The following is a 13,612-nucleotide window of genomic DNA, read 5'->3' as shown; positions in this document are numbered from 1 at the left end:
GCCAATGCCTGCTATCGACAACCCGTTGATCGACCGTTTTCTGGATGCCCTGTGGCTCGAAAAAGGCCTGTCCGACAACACCCGTGATGCTTATCGCAGTGATTTGGCCCTGTTCAATGGCTGGTTGCAGGAGAAGGGTATCGAGCTGGCCAATGCCGGGCGTGAGCTGATCCTCGACCACCTGGCCTGGCGCCTTGAACAGGGCTACAAGCCGCGTTCGACAGCGCGTTTTTTGTCCGGAGTGCGTGGCTTCTACCGCTACTTGCTGCGTGAAAAACTGATCGCGATTGACCCGACATTGCAGGTCGATATGCCGCAGTTAGGCAGGCCACTGCCCAAATCGCTGTCTGAAGCCGACGTTGAGTCCTTGCTCGCCGCGCCGGATCTGGGCGAGGTGATCGGTCAGCGCGATCGGGCCATGCTGGAAGTGCTGTATGCCTGCGGCCTGCGAGTGACCGAACTGATCAGCCTGACGCTGGAGCAGGTCAACCTGCGCCAGGGTGTCTTGCGGGTGATGGGCAAAGGCAGCAAGGAGCGCCTAGTGCCAATGGGGGAGGAGGCGATCGTCTGGGTTGAGCGCTACATGCGCGATGCCCGGCATGAACTGCTGGGTGGCCGCCCCAGTGATGTGCTGTTCCCCAGCCAGCGTGGCGAGCAAATGACCCGGCAGACCTTCTGGCACCGCATCAAGCATCAAGCCAAAGTGGCGGGGATCGACAAGTCGCTGTCCCCTCATACCTTGCGTCATGCCTTCGCCACTCACTTGCTTAACCACGGTGCTGATTTGCGTGTGGTGCAAATGTTGCTGGGGCACAGCGACTTGTCTACCACCCAGATCTACACCCATGTGGCCCGAGCCCGCCTGCAAGACCTGCACGCCCGTCATCACCCGCGTGGTTAGACCGCAGTCGGCCGCGCAAGCCATCTGTGTTAGGCTTTGCCGGTTTAGAAAGCGCGCCGCCCCAATCCGGTTTTTCGCACGGGTGTTCAGGTCTGGCCGCTTTGTCCGTCTTCAGGAGTTCCCATGCGCGTGACCCAGATTTTTGCCGCCGCAGCCATTGCGTTGGTCAGTACGTTTTCGTTCGCCGATACCGGCGCCGAGCAAGCTATTCGCAAGAGCCTCGAAACGCTGCAACTGGATGTGCCGGTCGAGAGCATCAGCGCAAGCCCCATGGCCGGCCTGTATGAAGTCAAGCTCAAGGGCAGTCGTGTGCTTTATGCCAGCGCTGATGGACAGTTCATCGTTCAAGGCTATATGTTCCAGCTCAAGGACGGTAAGCCGGTCAACTTGACCGAGCGGGCCGAGCGGGTTGGCGTCGCCAAGTTGATCAATGGCATTCCGGTAGCAGAAACCGTGGTTTACCCGGCCATTGGCGAAACCAAGTCGCATATCACGGTCTTTACCGACACCACCTGCCCGTATTGCCATAAATTGCACGCCGAAATCCCGGAACTGAACAAGATGGGGATTGAAGTGCGCTATGTTGCGTTCCCGCGTCAGGGTCTTGGGTCTGCCGGCGACCAGCAGTTGCAAGCGGTCTGGTGTTCCAAGGACAAAAAAGACGCAATGGACAAAATGACTGATGGCAAAACGGTCGAGGCGCCAAAATGCGCCAACCCGGTCGCCAAGCAGTTCGCGATGGGGCAGTCCATCGGTGTAAATGGCACGCCTGCCATTGTTTTGGCAGACGGTCAGGTAATTCCTGGCTATCAGCCCGCTGCACAGGTTGGCAAGCTGGCACTCAGTGTTAAATAATCCTGCGTCGTCATGGTAAGCCTTTGACGATCATGGCAGGGCAGTTCAACTGCCCGGCTATTAATAGAGAACCGTGGCAATCCACGGTTGTTTTCCACGGCCGACCTTGAGTCGGCCGTTTTATGGGGAGTTCAGCGTGAATCCGGTCAAAGTAGGTATCTGTGGGCTCGGGACCGTCGGTGGCGGCACCTTCAACGTACTAAAGCGTAACGCCGAGGAGATTGCCCGCCGTGCCGGGCGTGGTATCCAGGTTGCGCAAATTGCAATGCGTACGCCAAACCCTCAGTGCGACATTACCGGTACCCCCATTACCAACGATGTATTCGCTGTTGCGACCAACCCTGAAATCGACATCGTTATCGAGCTGATTGGTGGTTACACCATCGCCCGTGAACTGGTGCTCAAGGCCATCGAGAACGGCAAGCACGTGGTCACAGCCAACAAGGCACTGATTGCCGTTCACGGTAACGAAATCTTCGCCAAGGCCCAGGAAAAGGGCGTGATTGTCGCGTTCGAAGCTGCCGTAGCAGGCGGTATCCCGGTGATCAAGGCCATTCGTGAAGGCCTGTCGGCCAACCGCATCAATTGGGTTGCGGGCATCATCAACGGTACCGGTAACTTCATCCTCACCGAAATGCGCGAAAAAGGCCGTACGTTCGAAGACGTACTGGCTGAAGCGCAAGCGCTGGGTTATGCCGAAGCAGACCCTACGTTCGACGTTGAAGGGATTGATGCGGCACACAAACTGACAATTCTGGCGTCGATTGCTTTCGGCATCCCGCTGCAATTCGACAAGGCCTACACCGAAGGCATTACCAAGCTGACAACTGCTGATGTGAATTACGCAGAAGCATTGGGCTATCGCATCAAACACCTGGGCGTAGCGCGCAGCACGGCCAACGGTATCGAGTTGCGGGTTCACCCGACGCTGATTCCTGCAGATCGTTTGATTGCCAACGTCAATGGCGTGATGAACGCTGTGATGGTCAACGGTGATGCTGCAGGTTCGACCCTGTTCTACGGCGCAGGCGCTGGCATGGAGCCTACGGCTTCGTCAGTGGTTGCCGACCTGGTGGACGTGGTTCGTGCCATGACCAGCGACCCGGAAAACCGCGTACCGCACCTGGCCTTCCAGCCGGACTTGTTGTCCGACCACCCGATTCTGCCGATCGAAGCATGCGAAAGCGCCTACTACTTGCGCATCCAGGCCAAAGATCACCCGGGGGTACTGGCTCAAGTGGCCAGTATCTTGTCCGAGCGTGGCATCAACATCGAATCGATCATGCAGAAAGAAGTCGAAGAGCACGACGGTCTGGTGCCAATGATCCTGTTGACCCATCGGGTTATCGAGCAGCACATCAACGATGCCATCGCTGCACTTGAAGCCTTGCAGGGCGTAGTGGGCCCGGTGGTCCGTATCCGCGTTGAACATCTAAATTAATTGATAGCGCCAAGCGGCAACCTGTAAGCCGCTTGGTGCTCAAGCCGAAGGTTTGAAAACATGCGCTATATCAGCACCCGTGGCCAGGCACCGGCCCTGAATTTTGAAGATGTGTTGCTGGCCGGACTGGCCAGTGATGGCGGTTTGTATGTGCCGGAAAACCTGCCGCGTTTTACCCAGGAAGAAATCGCCTCATGGGCAGGTTTGCCCTACCACGAGTTGGCGTTTCGGGTGATGCGCCCGTTTGTGACCGGCAGCATCCCGGACGCGGACTTCAAAAAGATTCTCGAAGAAACCTACGGCGTGTTTTCCCACGCGGCTGTAGCGCCACTGCGTCAGCTCAATGGCAACGAATGGGTGCTTGAACTGTTCCACGGTCCTACCCTGGCGTTCAAGGATTTCGCCCTGCAACTGCTCGGCCGCCTGCTTGATTACGTGCTGGAAAAACGTGGCGAGCGCGTGGTTATTGTCGGCGCTACCTCCGGCGATACTGGCTCGGCCGCAATTGAAGGCTGCAAGCACTGCGACAACGTCGATATTTTCATCCTGCACCCCAACAACCGGGTGTCGGAAGTTCAGCGTCGTCAGATGACCACACTGTTCGGTGACAACATCCATAACATCGCCATCGAAGGCAACTTTGATGACTGCCAGGAGATGGTCAAGGCCAGCTTCGCTGACCAGGGCTTCCTCAAGGGCACACGCCTGGTGGCCGTGAACTCGATCAACTGGGCGCGGATCATGGCCCAGATCGTTTACTACTTCCACGCATCCCTTCAACTGGGCGGGCCGCACCGTTCCGTGTCGTTCTCGGTGCCTACCGGCAACTTTGGCGATATTTTCGCGGGCTATCTGGCGCGCAACATGGGCTTGCCGATCAACCAGTTGATCGTCGCCACCAACCGCAACGACATCCTGCACCGCTTCATGAGCGGCAACCAGTATGCCAAGGACACCCTGCACGCGACCCTGTCGCCGTCGATGGACATCATGGTGTCCTCGAACTTCGAACGTCTGTTGTTCGACCTTCACGGTCGCAATGGCGCGGCAGTTGCCGGTCTGATGGATACCTTCAAGCAAACCGGCAACTTCAGCGTGGATGAAGACCGCTGGACCGAAGCACGTCGCCTGTTCGATTCGCTGGCGGTTGACGATGAGCAGACCTGTGAAACCATCGCCCAGGTATTTGCTGAAAGCGGTGAAGTGCTGGACCCGCACACGGCTATCGGTGTACGGGCGGCCCGCGAATGCCGTCGCAGCCTGGATATTCCGATGGTGATCCTGGGCACGGCACACCCGGTGAAGTTTCCTGATGCGGTTGAAAAAGCCGGTATAGGAAAAGCTCTGGAGCTGCCGTCTCATCTTTCTGATTTGTTTGAGCGAGAAGAGCGCTATACCGTTTTGGCCAATGACCTGAAAGCTGTACAGGCCTTTGTCAGCCTGCATGGCAATCGTGGCAAGGCCCTCTAAAGGTATTTGTCTTACGCTTTGAAAAGCCCGTCATCTGACGGGCTTTTTTGTTTCTGCATGGCAGACTTGATCAGTTTTCACCCCCTGTATTCGGGCGGGTACCCGGTCAAGGATGCTGTCATGTTAACTATTCACCAGGCATTTGAATCATGCGCGCGCAAAGGGCTCGCCATGGTTTTTATGGTCTTTATATCGTCGGCTGTTTGTGCCCGGGGATTGCCCTTCGGGCTTGCTGAAAGCTTTGTCGAACCCAGGCCGTTGCGGCTGGATATCACAGAGCGGCAGTGGCTGGCCGATCATGGAAAACTGCGTGTCGGTATCGCCATCGGCGACTACGAACCTGTCGAGATCACCAGTTACCGCAATCACTATCAAGGTCTGAGTGCTGACTACCTGAGCTTTGTTCGCGACAGGCTGGGCGTGCCTGTTGAAGTGCTGGGCTACAGAACGCGGGATCAGGCCGTGGCTGAGTTGCTGGCCGGGAACATCGATGTCTTGACCAGCGCCGGTGGTTTTGAGAGGGGAATCGAGGGTGTTGTTTTTTCGACTCAATACATGGCTGATCAGCCAGTTCTTGTCGGTCGCGCAGGCCACTTCGAGCCTGTTAAAAGCTGGGCCGGCAAGAAAATCGGCTTTGTTGACGGGTATGCGGATATCCATGCCGCTCATGCGTTTTACCCTGACAGTGAAATCGTCATCACGCCCAGTCTGAGCAGTGCTGTGGAAGCGCTGGCTGAAGGGGATATTGATGTGTTCATTGCCAACGAACTCATCGTGCAGTCATTCAAGAGTTTTCGGCCCTACGCCGGGCTGCGCATCATGGGGGACAGCGCCTTGCCTGCAGGGGGGCTTGCATTTGCCACCCGTCTTTCTGACTCCAGGCTCATGGCCTTGATCAACAGGGCTTTGGGAAGTATTGATGACGCCACCTCGCGCATGATCCTTTCGCGCTGGACGACCGGGCTTGAAGGCAGCATCGCGCAGCAACACATCAATCTGCTGCCCGGCGAGCGGGAGTGGATCAAGCGCCACCCTGTCGTGACACTGGCGACCCAGCAGTTCCCGTTGTACGCCTTCAGGAGCGGGGATGGTCGCTGGTCAGGGCTGAGCGTAGATATTCTGGCGCGTATATCTCGAATGACCGGGTTGCAGTTTGTGTACAAAGAGACGTTTTCAACGGCGCAAACCCTGGACATGCTAAAAAACGGCGAGGCGCAGATGAATTCAAGCCTCTCCCGAAGTCGTGAGCGCAAGGCCTTTTTGAACTTCACCCATTCTTATGGTGGAGCCCCTTGGGTTTTTGTAGTGCGGGCCAATGATTCCCGTCTGGGGGCATTGGGCCAGCTTGCCGGCAAGGTTCTGGTGCTCCCGGCCAGGCACGCTCTTGAGGACCTGATTCGACGTGAATACCCCGCAATCACCCTGCGTCTGGTCGATACCTACGCCCAGGCGCGGCATGCGGTCGCCCAGGGGGAAGCGGACGCGACGATCCAGAGTGAAACCCAGGCGCACCTGTACCCGCCGGGTCGTCTCAAGGTAGGGCGCAGTGTTGACGGGCAGTGGTCTGCCGCCAGTTTTTCGGTGCCAGTCCAATACCCTGAGCTGTTCAGCATCATGAACAAGACGCTGGAGGCCATACCCATGGTCGAGATCCGCGCGCTGAGAACCAAATGGCTGGGGGGCGTCGGCAAGCCCTTGGTTATCGAGAGCGACTTGTATCATTCCGCCTGGTTGTACGGTGCGATAGCGGTTGTGGTTGCCGTTGGGCTCATGCTGCTCTTATACAACCGGCTTCTGCGAAGGCAACTGTATAGCCGGTGCCAGTTTGAACGGGCCCTGCAGGAGCAGTTGGCACTCAATCGCCGCTTCCTGGATGGCATCCCGAGCCCGATTTTCGTGGTTGGCCTTGCGGGCGAGTTGATCGCGTGTAACCAAAGCTATGAGGAGCGTTTATCGGTCCGGCTGGAGCGGATTTGCGGGCTAAAGGTGACGGAGACCAACTTGTTTTCCGAAAAGCAGGCCGAGCAGTTTCATCGTGAACTCATGCAAATTATTCAGAGCCGAAAACCTTACTACCAAAAGCGCAGAGTGAAGTTTAAGTCAGGGGCTCAGGATATCTACCAGTGGACTGTCCCGTTTTATTCCTTATCCGGGAAATTGGAGGGGCTGGTAGGAGGGTGGTTTGATATCTATGAAGTAAAGAAATGGGGCTTGTAGCCCATTTGCTCACTGGTAAATCCAACGCTAGAAAGTTCATATGCAACTTTGGGATTAGTCCTATGTTTCTTGGCGGCTGAGCCTTCTAAAGTGCGCTCACTTGGCAAAAGCTGTTTTGTGCTCTGAAGGCCCATTGATGCTATCTATGAAAATACTGATTCTTGAAGACAACCCATTCCAGTTGATGGCGTTGCATCAAATGTTGAACGCTTTTCGTATTTTCGACGTGCTGACGGCTGAAAGCGTGGATGCTGCCCGCAACGCTCTGGCCAGGCGCGGGGCCATTGATGTCGCTATTTGTGATCTTTACATGGACGGCGAGTCGGGCCTGGAATTGATCAGCGAACTGGCCCTGAAACGTAACGCTACGGCGTTGATCATTCTGAGTGCAGCGGCGCCTCATATCGTCGAAATGGCGGCCAGCATGGCCAGAAAACAGGGGCTCATGGTGTTGGGTTGCCTGCCAAAACCCGTGACCATTGGCGGTTTGGGGCAATTGCTTGACTCATACCGCAGGCCCCGCAGCAGGGCTCTGGGTGATAGTGCGAATTGATTGCATATGGCAGGGAACTTATTTCAGGCTTGGCGTGTCTTATCTTTTATCAACAGGAGCAGGCTTATTGCTCCGATGCCTGTCGCCTGTTGAGCGGGTCTTCATGACCTTGTTAAACCCCGAGCTGTCTCCCCACTGCTCGGGGTTTTTTTATGCTTTTTTCACTGAGACCCGAAAGTGGCTTCGCGCGCCGGACCTATCCGGGTGAGCACCGCATTGACGTTGCGAATGACTTCACGACCTTCAGGTGTGTCGGCGCAACCGATGAAGATGGACTGATAGTCGGGAGCGCCCTGGATCGGGTAGAACTTCAGGGTGTCGGACGACAGCCCTTGCTCGTCGGCCTTGGCCTGAATCTCTGGCCAATACCCCAATAACGCCTGTATGCGGCCCACATGTTGCATTTGCAACAGGCTACCCAGCGGGTCGTTGCCGTAATGAATGACGAGCTGGCTCTCGGGGCTTTGTGACAGTTGATTGTCTGTCCACTCGCCGTAGCTGCGTTTGCCAATTAGCCCAAGCTTTAAGGCTTGAGCCTTTAGCAGCCCCTGCAGATCGACCTTTTGCTCATGAATAAAGGGTTCGATCAGTGGTTGTTGTTCACGCAGAACGACCATGCCATTACTGTGCAAAACCGCAACGGGGATGGAATAGACAATCGAGTTGGCACGCGCGGGGTTCCAGATCAGGGCCGGATCGCAGGCCAGTGATTGTTCCTCAAGCATCTGCAGTGCCCGCGCCCGGTTCACCTTAATCACGACATGCTGGTATTGCGGCATGCTTGCCATCAGGACGGGCATCATCTGGTCGATCACGCCCTGACCTTTGTTCGCACCATAGAACACAGTGAGTGGCGGCAGGTCACGTAGCAGCCAGATCAGCTTTGGCGCTGCCTGGCTGCCGGTTACCCAGCCCAGCAACAGCAGAGTGATCAGGCCAGGCCAAAGGCTTCGCGACTTCGAACGATGAGTCATGGTGCTGAACTCCTTCGGTTGCCTCTAAAAATGGGCGTCCGCTTAAATGGCACCGGCTTGCTTGAGGTTGGCAATAGCTGCGGCGTCGTACCCTAAACCGCTTAACACCTCATGATTGTGGGCGCCCAACTCGGGGCCAACCCAATCCGCTGAACCTGGAGTATCGGACAGTTTCGGGACGATACCGGGCATTTTGAAATCTTTGCCGTCAGGCAGTTTGGCTTGCAGGAACATTTCACGGGCCAGAAATTGCGGGTCAGTGAACATGTCTTCTGCCGAGAAGATGCGGCTGGCGGGTACTTGCGCCGTGCTCAGCTGTTCAAGCACCGTCTCAAGCGGCAATGAGCCGACCCAGCGGTCAATCACGCCGTAGAGCTCATCACGACGGGCGTCACGACCATCATTGCCGGCAAGCGCCGGGTCATTCGCCAGGTCGTCACGGCCGATGATGTGCATGAACCGCTTGAAGATGGCGTCACCATTGGCGCCGATCTGTACGTGTTTGCCGTCCAGGCTGGTATGAATCGAAGAGGGCGTAATGCCCTGCATGATGTTGCCAGTGCGTTCACGAATGAAACCGAAGACATCGAACTCCGGCACCATGCTTTCCATCATGGCAAAAATGGCCTCGTAGAGCGCCACGTCCACCACCTGGCCCAACCCGCCGTTGACCTCGCGATGACGCAACGCCATCAGGGCGCCAATCACGCCCCACAATGCGGCAATCGAGTCGCCAATCGAGATGCCGGTGCGCACCGGTGGGCGATCTTCAAAGCCGGTGATGTAACGCAGCCCGCCCATGGACTCGCCGACCGCGCCAAACCCCGGCTGGTCTTTCATCGGGCCGGTCTGGCCAAAACCGGACAGGCGGACCATCACCAGTTTGGGGTTCAGGGCATGCAGTACATCCCAGCCCAGGCCGAGCTTTTCCAGCACGCCGGGGCGGAAGTTTTCGATCAGGATATCGGCGTCTGCCAGTAACGCCTTGAGGATGTTCAGGCCATCAGGATGCTTGAGGTTCAGGGTCAGGGATTTTTTGTTGCGCGCCTGGACGAACCACCACAGCGACGTGCCTTCATAAAGCTTGCGCCATTTGCGCAAGGGGTCTCCGCCATCCGGGGACTCGACCTTGATCACCTGCGCGCCAAACTCGGCGCAAATGCGCGATGCAAAAGGTCCTGCGATCAAGGTGCCCAATTCGACGACTTTGAGGCCTGAAAGGGGTTTGGTGGCAAGCGGCATGTGGAATCCTTGTCCTGGGGGCGAGCGAGTACAGCCTTTTAACATAGCTGGCCGCTGGCAAGAAGCTGGCCGATTCGTTCAATGACGGTGTATCGGTTAGACTTGCCGCCTTTCTCAGTATCAAGAAGCCCGTTCATGGCACAGCCGTCCACGACCTACAAGTTTGAACTCAACCTTACCGATCTCGATCGCGGGGTCTATGAAAGCGTCAAACAGACGATTGCCCGTCACCCTTCGGAGACCGAGGAACGCATGACCGTGCGCCTTCTGGCCTACGCCTTTTGGTACAACGAGCAGCTGTCTTTTGGTCGTGGTCTGTCTGATGTAGACGAGCCAGCCCTGTGGGAAAAAAGCCTGGACGATCGTGTACTGCACTGGATCGAAGTCGGGCAGCCTGACTCCGACCGCCTGACCTGGTGCTCGCGCCGTACCGAGCGCACCAGCTTGCTGGTCTATGGCAGCTTGCGTGTGTGGGAAGGCAAGGTGATCCCTGCGATCAAGAACCTGAAAAACGTCAACATTGCAGCCGTGCCACAAGACATTCTTGAAGTCCTGGCCAAAGACATGCCGCGTGTTATCAAGTGGGACGTGATGATCAGCGAAGGCACGATCTTCGTGACCGACGATCGTGGCCAGCACGAAGTTCAACTGCAGTGGTTGCAAGGCGAACGCGGTTAATCAACACCCTTTTAATACGATCAAGAGCTCCTCACCCGCTTATGCGCATCGAACCTCGTCCACTGCCTGAAACCCTGCCTTTTTTGGGCGAAATGCCGACCCTGCTGACGCGCCTTTACGCGGCACGGGGGGTTCAGTCCCAAGCTGAGCTGGACAAGAGCCTGGCGCGGCTGATCCCGTATCAGCAACTCAAGGGCATCGATGCCGCCGTGGATTTGTTGGTGGTGGCGCTTGAACAGCGCCAGCGCATCCTGATCGTCGGCGATTTTGACGCCGATGGCGCCACGGCCAGCACGGTAGGCATGCTTGGCTTGCGCTTGCTGGGGGCGGCCCATGTTGATTACCTGGTGCCCAACCGCTTTGAATACGGCTACGGCCTGACCCCGGAAATCGTCGAAGTTGCGCTGACCCGCACCCCGCAGTTGCTGATCACGGTCGACAACGGGATTTCCAGCATCGAAGGCGTGGCCGCGGCGAAAAAGGCCGGTTTGAGCGTTCTGGTGACCGACCACCACCTGCCGGGCAACGAACTGCCGGCGGCGGATGCCATCGTCAACCCCAACCAGCCCGGCTGTGATTTTCCAAGCAAGGCGCTGGCCGGGGTGGGGGTGATCTTTTATGTACTGATCGCCTTGCGTGCGCGGTTGAATAGCCTGGGTTGGTATCAAAACAGCAAGGCGCCCAATATCGCCGAACTGCTGGACCTGGTAGCGCTGGGCAGTGTGGCCGACGTCGTGCCGCTGGATGCCAATAACCGGATTCTGGTGCATCAGGGGCTTGAGCGCATTCGAGCCGGGCGTGCGCGTCCGGGGCTCAAGGCGATTCTGGAAGTTGCCAAGCGGGACCACTCTAAAATCACCTCGACCGACCTGGGTTTTATTCTGGGGCCGCGCCTGAATGCTGCCGGTCGCCTGGACGACATGAGCCTGGGCATCGAGTGCCTGCTCACCGATGACGACAATGCAGCGCGGGAAATGGCGGTCCAACTGGACGAGATGAACCAGGACCGCAAATCCATTGAGCAGGGCATGCAGCGTGAGGCGCTGGCCCAGCTCAAGGATCTGGCGATCGATAGCATGCCGTTCGGCTTGTGCCTGTTCGACCCCGAGTGGCACCAGGGGGTGATCGGGATTCTGGCTTCGCGTCTCAAGGAGCGTTATTTCCGCCCCACGTTTGCGTTTGCCGATGCGGGTGACGGCATGCTCAAAGGTTCCGGGCGCTCGGTGTCGGGCTTTCACATCCGTGACGCGCTCAGCGTGGTGGCTGCTCAGCACCCGGAGTTGATCAGCAAATACGGTGGTCATGCCATGGCCGCAGGCTTGACCTTGCCCGAGGCCAACTTCGCAGTATTTTCCCAGGCATTTGACGCTGAAGTCCGACGTCAACTGCGTGAAGAAGACTTGACCGGGCGTTTGTTGTCAGACGGCAGCCTGGCGGTGGAGGAATTCCACCTTGAGCTGGCGCGGGCCCTGCGTAATGCCGGGCCCTGGGGGCAGCACTTCCCCGAGCCTTTGTTTCACGGGGTGTTCCAGCTGGTCGAACAGCGCATTGTGGGTGAGCGACATTTGAAAGTAGTGCTCAAAACCGAGTGCGGCAGCGTCAAGCTTGACGGTATCGCCTTCGGTATTGACCGCGAAGTGTGGCCGAACCCGACCATTCGCTGGGTCGAATTGGCCTACAAGCTCGACCTCAACGAATTTCGCGGCAACGAAACCGTGCAACTGATGATTGCCCATATCGAGCCGCGTTAAGCCCGCTCCCACAGTTGTGGGGCGCGCTCAAAAATTTGAACCCCACCTCGTCCAGTGTTGTCGACTAGGCTCTAAGCAGAAGTGCCTAGGGTCTGTTGCCGTTTGGTTGTGGCCGCGCCGATAACCCATGTGGTGCAGGGCAAGGCGCGAGCAGCGTGGTTTAGTTGTTCTAAATAAGCTGCGAGCAACGCCGCCCTGCGCCACATGGGCTATCGGCCCTTCGGGTCGCGTGTCAAATTTCGCAGGCTGCGTTGCAGGGCTTGAGAAGGGAACAACCATTCCCTTCGCCTTGCGCTTTGCCTGGCAAAATTTGCCCCAGCGACGCGGCTCACAACCAAACGGCAACAGACCCTAGAGCCTGCCCACTGGAATTAGAGGTGACCCATGAGTCTGTTGCTCGAACCCTATACCCTGCGCCAACTGACCCTTCTTAACCGCATTGCGGTCTCGCCGATGTGCCAGTACTCAAGTGTCGATGGACTGGCCAATGACTGGCATCTGGTGCATCTGGGCAGCCGTGCCGTTGGCGGCGCCGGTCTGATTTTTACCGAAGCCACCGCCGTCACCCCCGATGGGCGTATCACGGCCCAGGACCTGGGCTTGTGGAACGACGAACAGATCGAGCCCCTGCAACGCATCACCCGCTTTATCAGGGCTCAAGGGGCTGTGGCCGGTATTCAGCTCGCGCATGCCGGGCGCAAGGCCAGCACCCATCGCCCCTGGCTGGGCAAGCATGGCAGCGTCAAGGTGGAGGAGGGCGGCTGGGTGCCTGTCGGTCCTTCACCGATCGCCTTCGATCCGCAGCACACCGCCCCGTCGCAATTGGACGAGGCCGGGATCAATGCCGTTATCCAGGCATTTGTCGCCTCTGCCAGGCGGTCGCTGGAAGCCGGTTTCTCGGTGGTTGAAATCCACGCTGCCCACGGCTACTTGCTGCATCAATTCCTGTCGCCACTGAGCAACCAGCGCCGCGACCAGTACGGTGGCTCCTTCGAAAACCGTATTCGCCTGGTGCTGCAAGTCACCGAGGCCGTGCGCGATGTGTGGCCTCAAGAGCTGCCGCTGTTTGTACGGGTTTCTGCCACCGACTGGGTGGAAGACGGCTGGAACCCTGACGAAACCGTTGAGCTGGCAAGGCGCCTTAAGGCTTTGGGCGTGGACCTGATCGATGTATCGTCGGGCGGTACGGCGGCCAATGCCGAGATTCCTGTCGGGCCGGGTTACCAGACCCGTTTTGCCGAGCGTGTGCGCAAAGAAGCCTGCATCGCTACCGGCACGGTGGGCATGATCACTGAGCCAGCCCAGGCCGAGCATATTCTGCGCACGGGCCAGGCGAACTTGATCCTGCTGGCCCGTGAGTTGTTGCGTGACCCGTATTGGCCGTTGCATGCAGACGATGACCTGGGCGGTAAAAAGGCCACTTGGCCGGCCCAGTATCAGCGTGCGACCCACCGTGACCAACCGATCCATGAGTCCGATCTGCGCGACTGAGTCGAATCGGTTTTCACCACAAGCCCGCCTGTTTGGCGG

11 protein-coding genes are annotated in these 13,612 nt (G+C 57.7%); 9 read left to right on the top strand and 2 right to left on the bottom strand.

Annotated features, from left to right (window positions below; translation table 11 throughout):
- The first annotated feature begins 4 nt into the window (after nucleotides 1–4).
- From xerD to BLW11_RS22610, 6 genes are all read left to right on the top strand, one after another.
- Nucleotides 5–901, top strand: a complete 897-nt coding sequence (gene xerD / locus BLW11_RS22635; protein WP_048359958.1) for a site-specific tyrosine recombinase XerD — start codon at nucleotides 5–7, stop codon at nucleotides 899–901.
- A gap of 123 nt (nucleotides 902–1,024) precedes the next feature.
- Entirely contained in the window at nucleotides 1,025–1,756 is a 732-nt protein-coding gene (locus BLW11_RS22630; RefSeq protein ID WP_048359957.1) for a DsbC family protein, read from the top strand.
- 136 nt (nucleotides 1,757–1,892) lie between these two features.
- Nucleotides 1,893–3,197 carry a homoserine dehydrogenase gene (locus tag BLW11_RS22625; RefSeq protein ID WP_016781922.1) on the top strand — a complete coding sequence of 435 codons (1,305 nt, stop codon included), beginning with the start codon at nucleotides 1,893–1,895 and terminating at the stop codon, nucleotides 3,195–3,197.
- A gap of 60 nt (nucleotides 3,198–3,257) precedes the next feature.
- On the top strand, nucleotides 3,258–4,667 hold the full coding sequence (gene thrC, locus BLW11_RS22620) for a threonine synthase (protein ID WP_048359956.1): 1,410 nt from the start codon (nucleotides 3,258–3,260) through the stop codon (nucleotides 4,665–4,667).
- Between the two features lie 120 nt (nucleotides 4,668–4,787).
- Entirely contained in the window at nucleotides 4,788–6,884 is a 2,097-nt protein-coding gene (locus tag BLW11_RS22615; protein ID WP_053069544.1) for a transporter substrate-binding domain-containing protein, read from the top strand.
- Between the two features lie 145 nt (nucleotides 6,885–7,029).
- The gene (locus BLW11_RS22610) at nucleotides 7,030–7,437 is read left to right on the top strand and encodes a response regulator (protein WP_241486124.1); all 408 of its coding nucleotides are present in this window, start codon (nucleotides 7,030–7,032) and stop codon (nucleotides 7,435–7,437) included.
- Between the two features lie 161 nt (nucleotides 7,438–7,598).
- Here BLW11_RS22610 and BLW11_RS22605 read toward each other — a convergent pair whose 3' ends face one another.
- Together BLW11_RS22605 and BLW11_RS22600 are read right to left on the bottom strand one after the other, a co-directional pair.
- Nucleotides 7,599–8,411, bottom strand: coding sequence for a TIGR02285 family protein (locus BLW11_RS22605; protein WP_048359955.1), 813 nt, complete (start codon nucleotides 8,409–8,411; stop codon nucleotides 7,599–7,601).
- Between the two features lie 42 nt (nucleotides 8,412–8,453).
- Complete coding sequence (locus BLW11_RS22600; protein WP_048359954.1) at nucleotides 8,454–9,653, bottom strand: CaiB/BaiF CoA transferase family protein; 1,200 nt, start codon at nucleotides 9,651–9,653, stop codon at nucleotides 8,454–8,456.
- 135 nt (nucleotides 9,654–9,788) lie between these two features.
- Here BLW11_RS22600 and BLW11_RS22595 point away from each other — a divergent pair, with 135 nt between their 5' ends.
- The 3 genes from BLW11_RS22595 to BLW11_RS22585 all read left to right on the top strand — a co-directional run bounded on the left by BLW11_RS22595 (nucleotide 9,789) and on the right by BLW11_RS22585 (nucleotide 13,573).
- The gene (locus BLW11_RS22595) at nucleotides 9,789–10,331 is read left to right on the top strand and encodes a YaeQ family protein (RefSeq protein WP_048359953.1); all 543 of its coding nucleotides are present in this window, start codon (nucleotides 9,789–9,791) and stop codon (nucleotides 10,329–10,331) included.
- Between the two features lie 41 nt (nucleotides 10,332–10,372).
- Complete coding sequence (gene recJ, locus BLW11_RS22590) at nucleotides 10,373–12,082, top strand: single-stranded-DNA-specific exonuclease RecJ (protein WP_048359952.1); 1,710 nt, start codon at nucleotides 10,373–10,375, stop codon at nucleotides 12,080–12,082.
- A gap of 384 nt (nucleotides 12,083–12,466) precedes the next feature.
- Nucleotides 12,467–13,573 (top strand): NADH:flavin oxidoreductase/NADH oxidase, encoded by a 1,107-nt coding sequence (locus BLW11_RS22585; protein WP_048359951.1) that lies wholly within the window; start codon nucleotides 12,467–12,469, stop codon nucleotides 13,571–13,573.
- Nucleotides 13,574–13,612: the final 39 nt, after the last annotated feature.

Origin of the sequence: Pseudomonas deceptionensis, assembly GCF_900106095.1 — a bacterium.
GTDB classification, from domain to species: domain Bacteria; phylum Pseudomonadota; class Gammaproteobacteria; order Pseudomonadales; family Pseudomonadaceae; genus Aquipseudomonas; species Aquipseudomonas deceptionensis.
The sequence above is the reverse complement of the archived record's forward strand: the minus strand, read 5'-3'. Positions and strand labels throughout refer to the sequence as shown.

What these genes read in the sequence shown, in the direction of transcription:
- BLW11_RS22585 (WP_048359951.1), top strand. Translation starts at nt 12,467, where the DNA reads ATGAGTCTGTTGCTCGAACCCTATACCCTGCGCCAACTGACCCTTCTT.
- BLW11_RS22605 (WP_048359955.1), bottom strand. Translation starts at nt 8,411, where the DNA reads ATGACTCATCGTTCGAAGTCGCGAAGCCTTTGGCCTGGCCTGATCACT.
- BLW11_RS22610 (WP_241486124.1), top strand. Translation starts at nt 7,030, where the DNA reads ATGAAAATACTGATTCTTGAAGACAACCCATTCCAGTTGATGGCGTTG.
- thrC (WP_048359956.1), top strand. Translation starts at nt 3,258, where the DNA reads ATGCGCTATATCAGCACCCGTGGCCAGGCACCGGCCCTGAATTTTGAA.
- BLW11_RS22595 (WP_048359953.1), top strand. Translation starts at nt 9,789, where the DNA reads ATGGCACAGCCGTCCACGACCTACAAGTTTGAACTCAACCTTACCGAT.
- BLW11_RS22615 (WP_053069544.1), top strand. Translation starts at nt 4,788, where the DNA reads ATGTTAACTATTCACCAGGCATTTGAATCATGCGCGCGCAAAGGGCTC.
- recJ (WP_048359952.1), top strand. Translation starts at nt 10,373, where the DNA reads ATGCGCATCGAACCTCGTCCACTGCCTGAAACCCTGCCTTTTTTGGGC.
- xerD (WP_048359958.1), top strand. Translation starts at nt 5, where the DNA reads ATGCCTGCTATCGACAACCCGTTGATCGACCGTTTTCTGGATGCCCTG.
- BLW11_RS22630 (WP_048359957.1), top strand. Translation starts at nt 1,025, where the DNA reads ATGCGCGTGACCCAGATTTTTGCCGCCGCAGCCATTGCGTTGGTCAGT.
- BLW11_RS22600 (WP_048359954.1), bottom strand. Translation starts at nt 9,653, where the DNA reads ATGCCGCTTGCCACCAAACCCCTTTCAGGCCTCAAAGTCGTCGAATTG.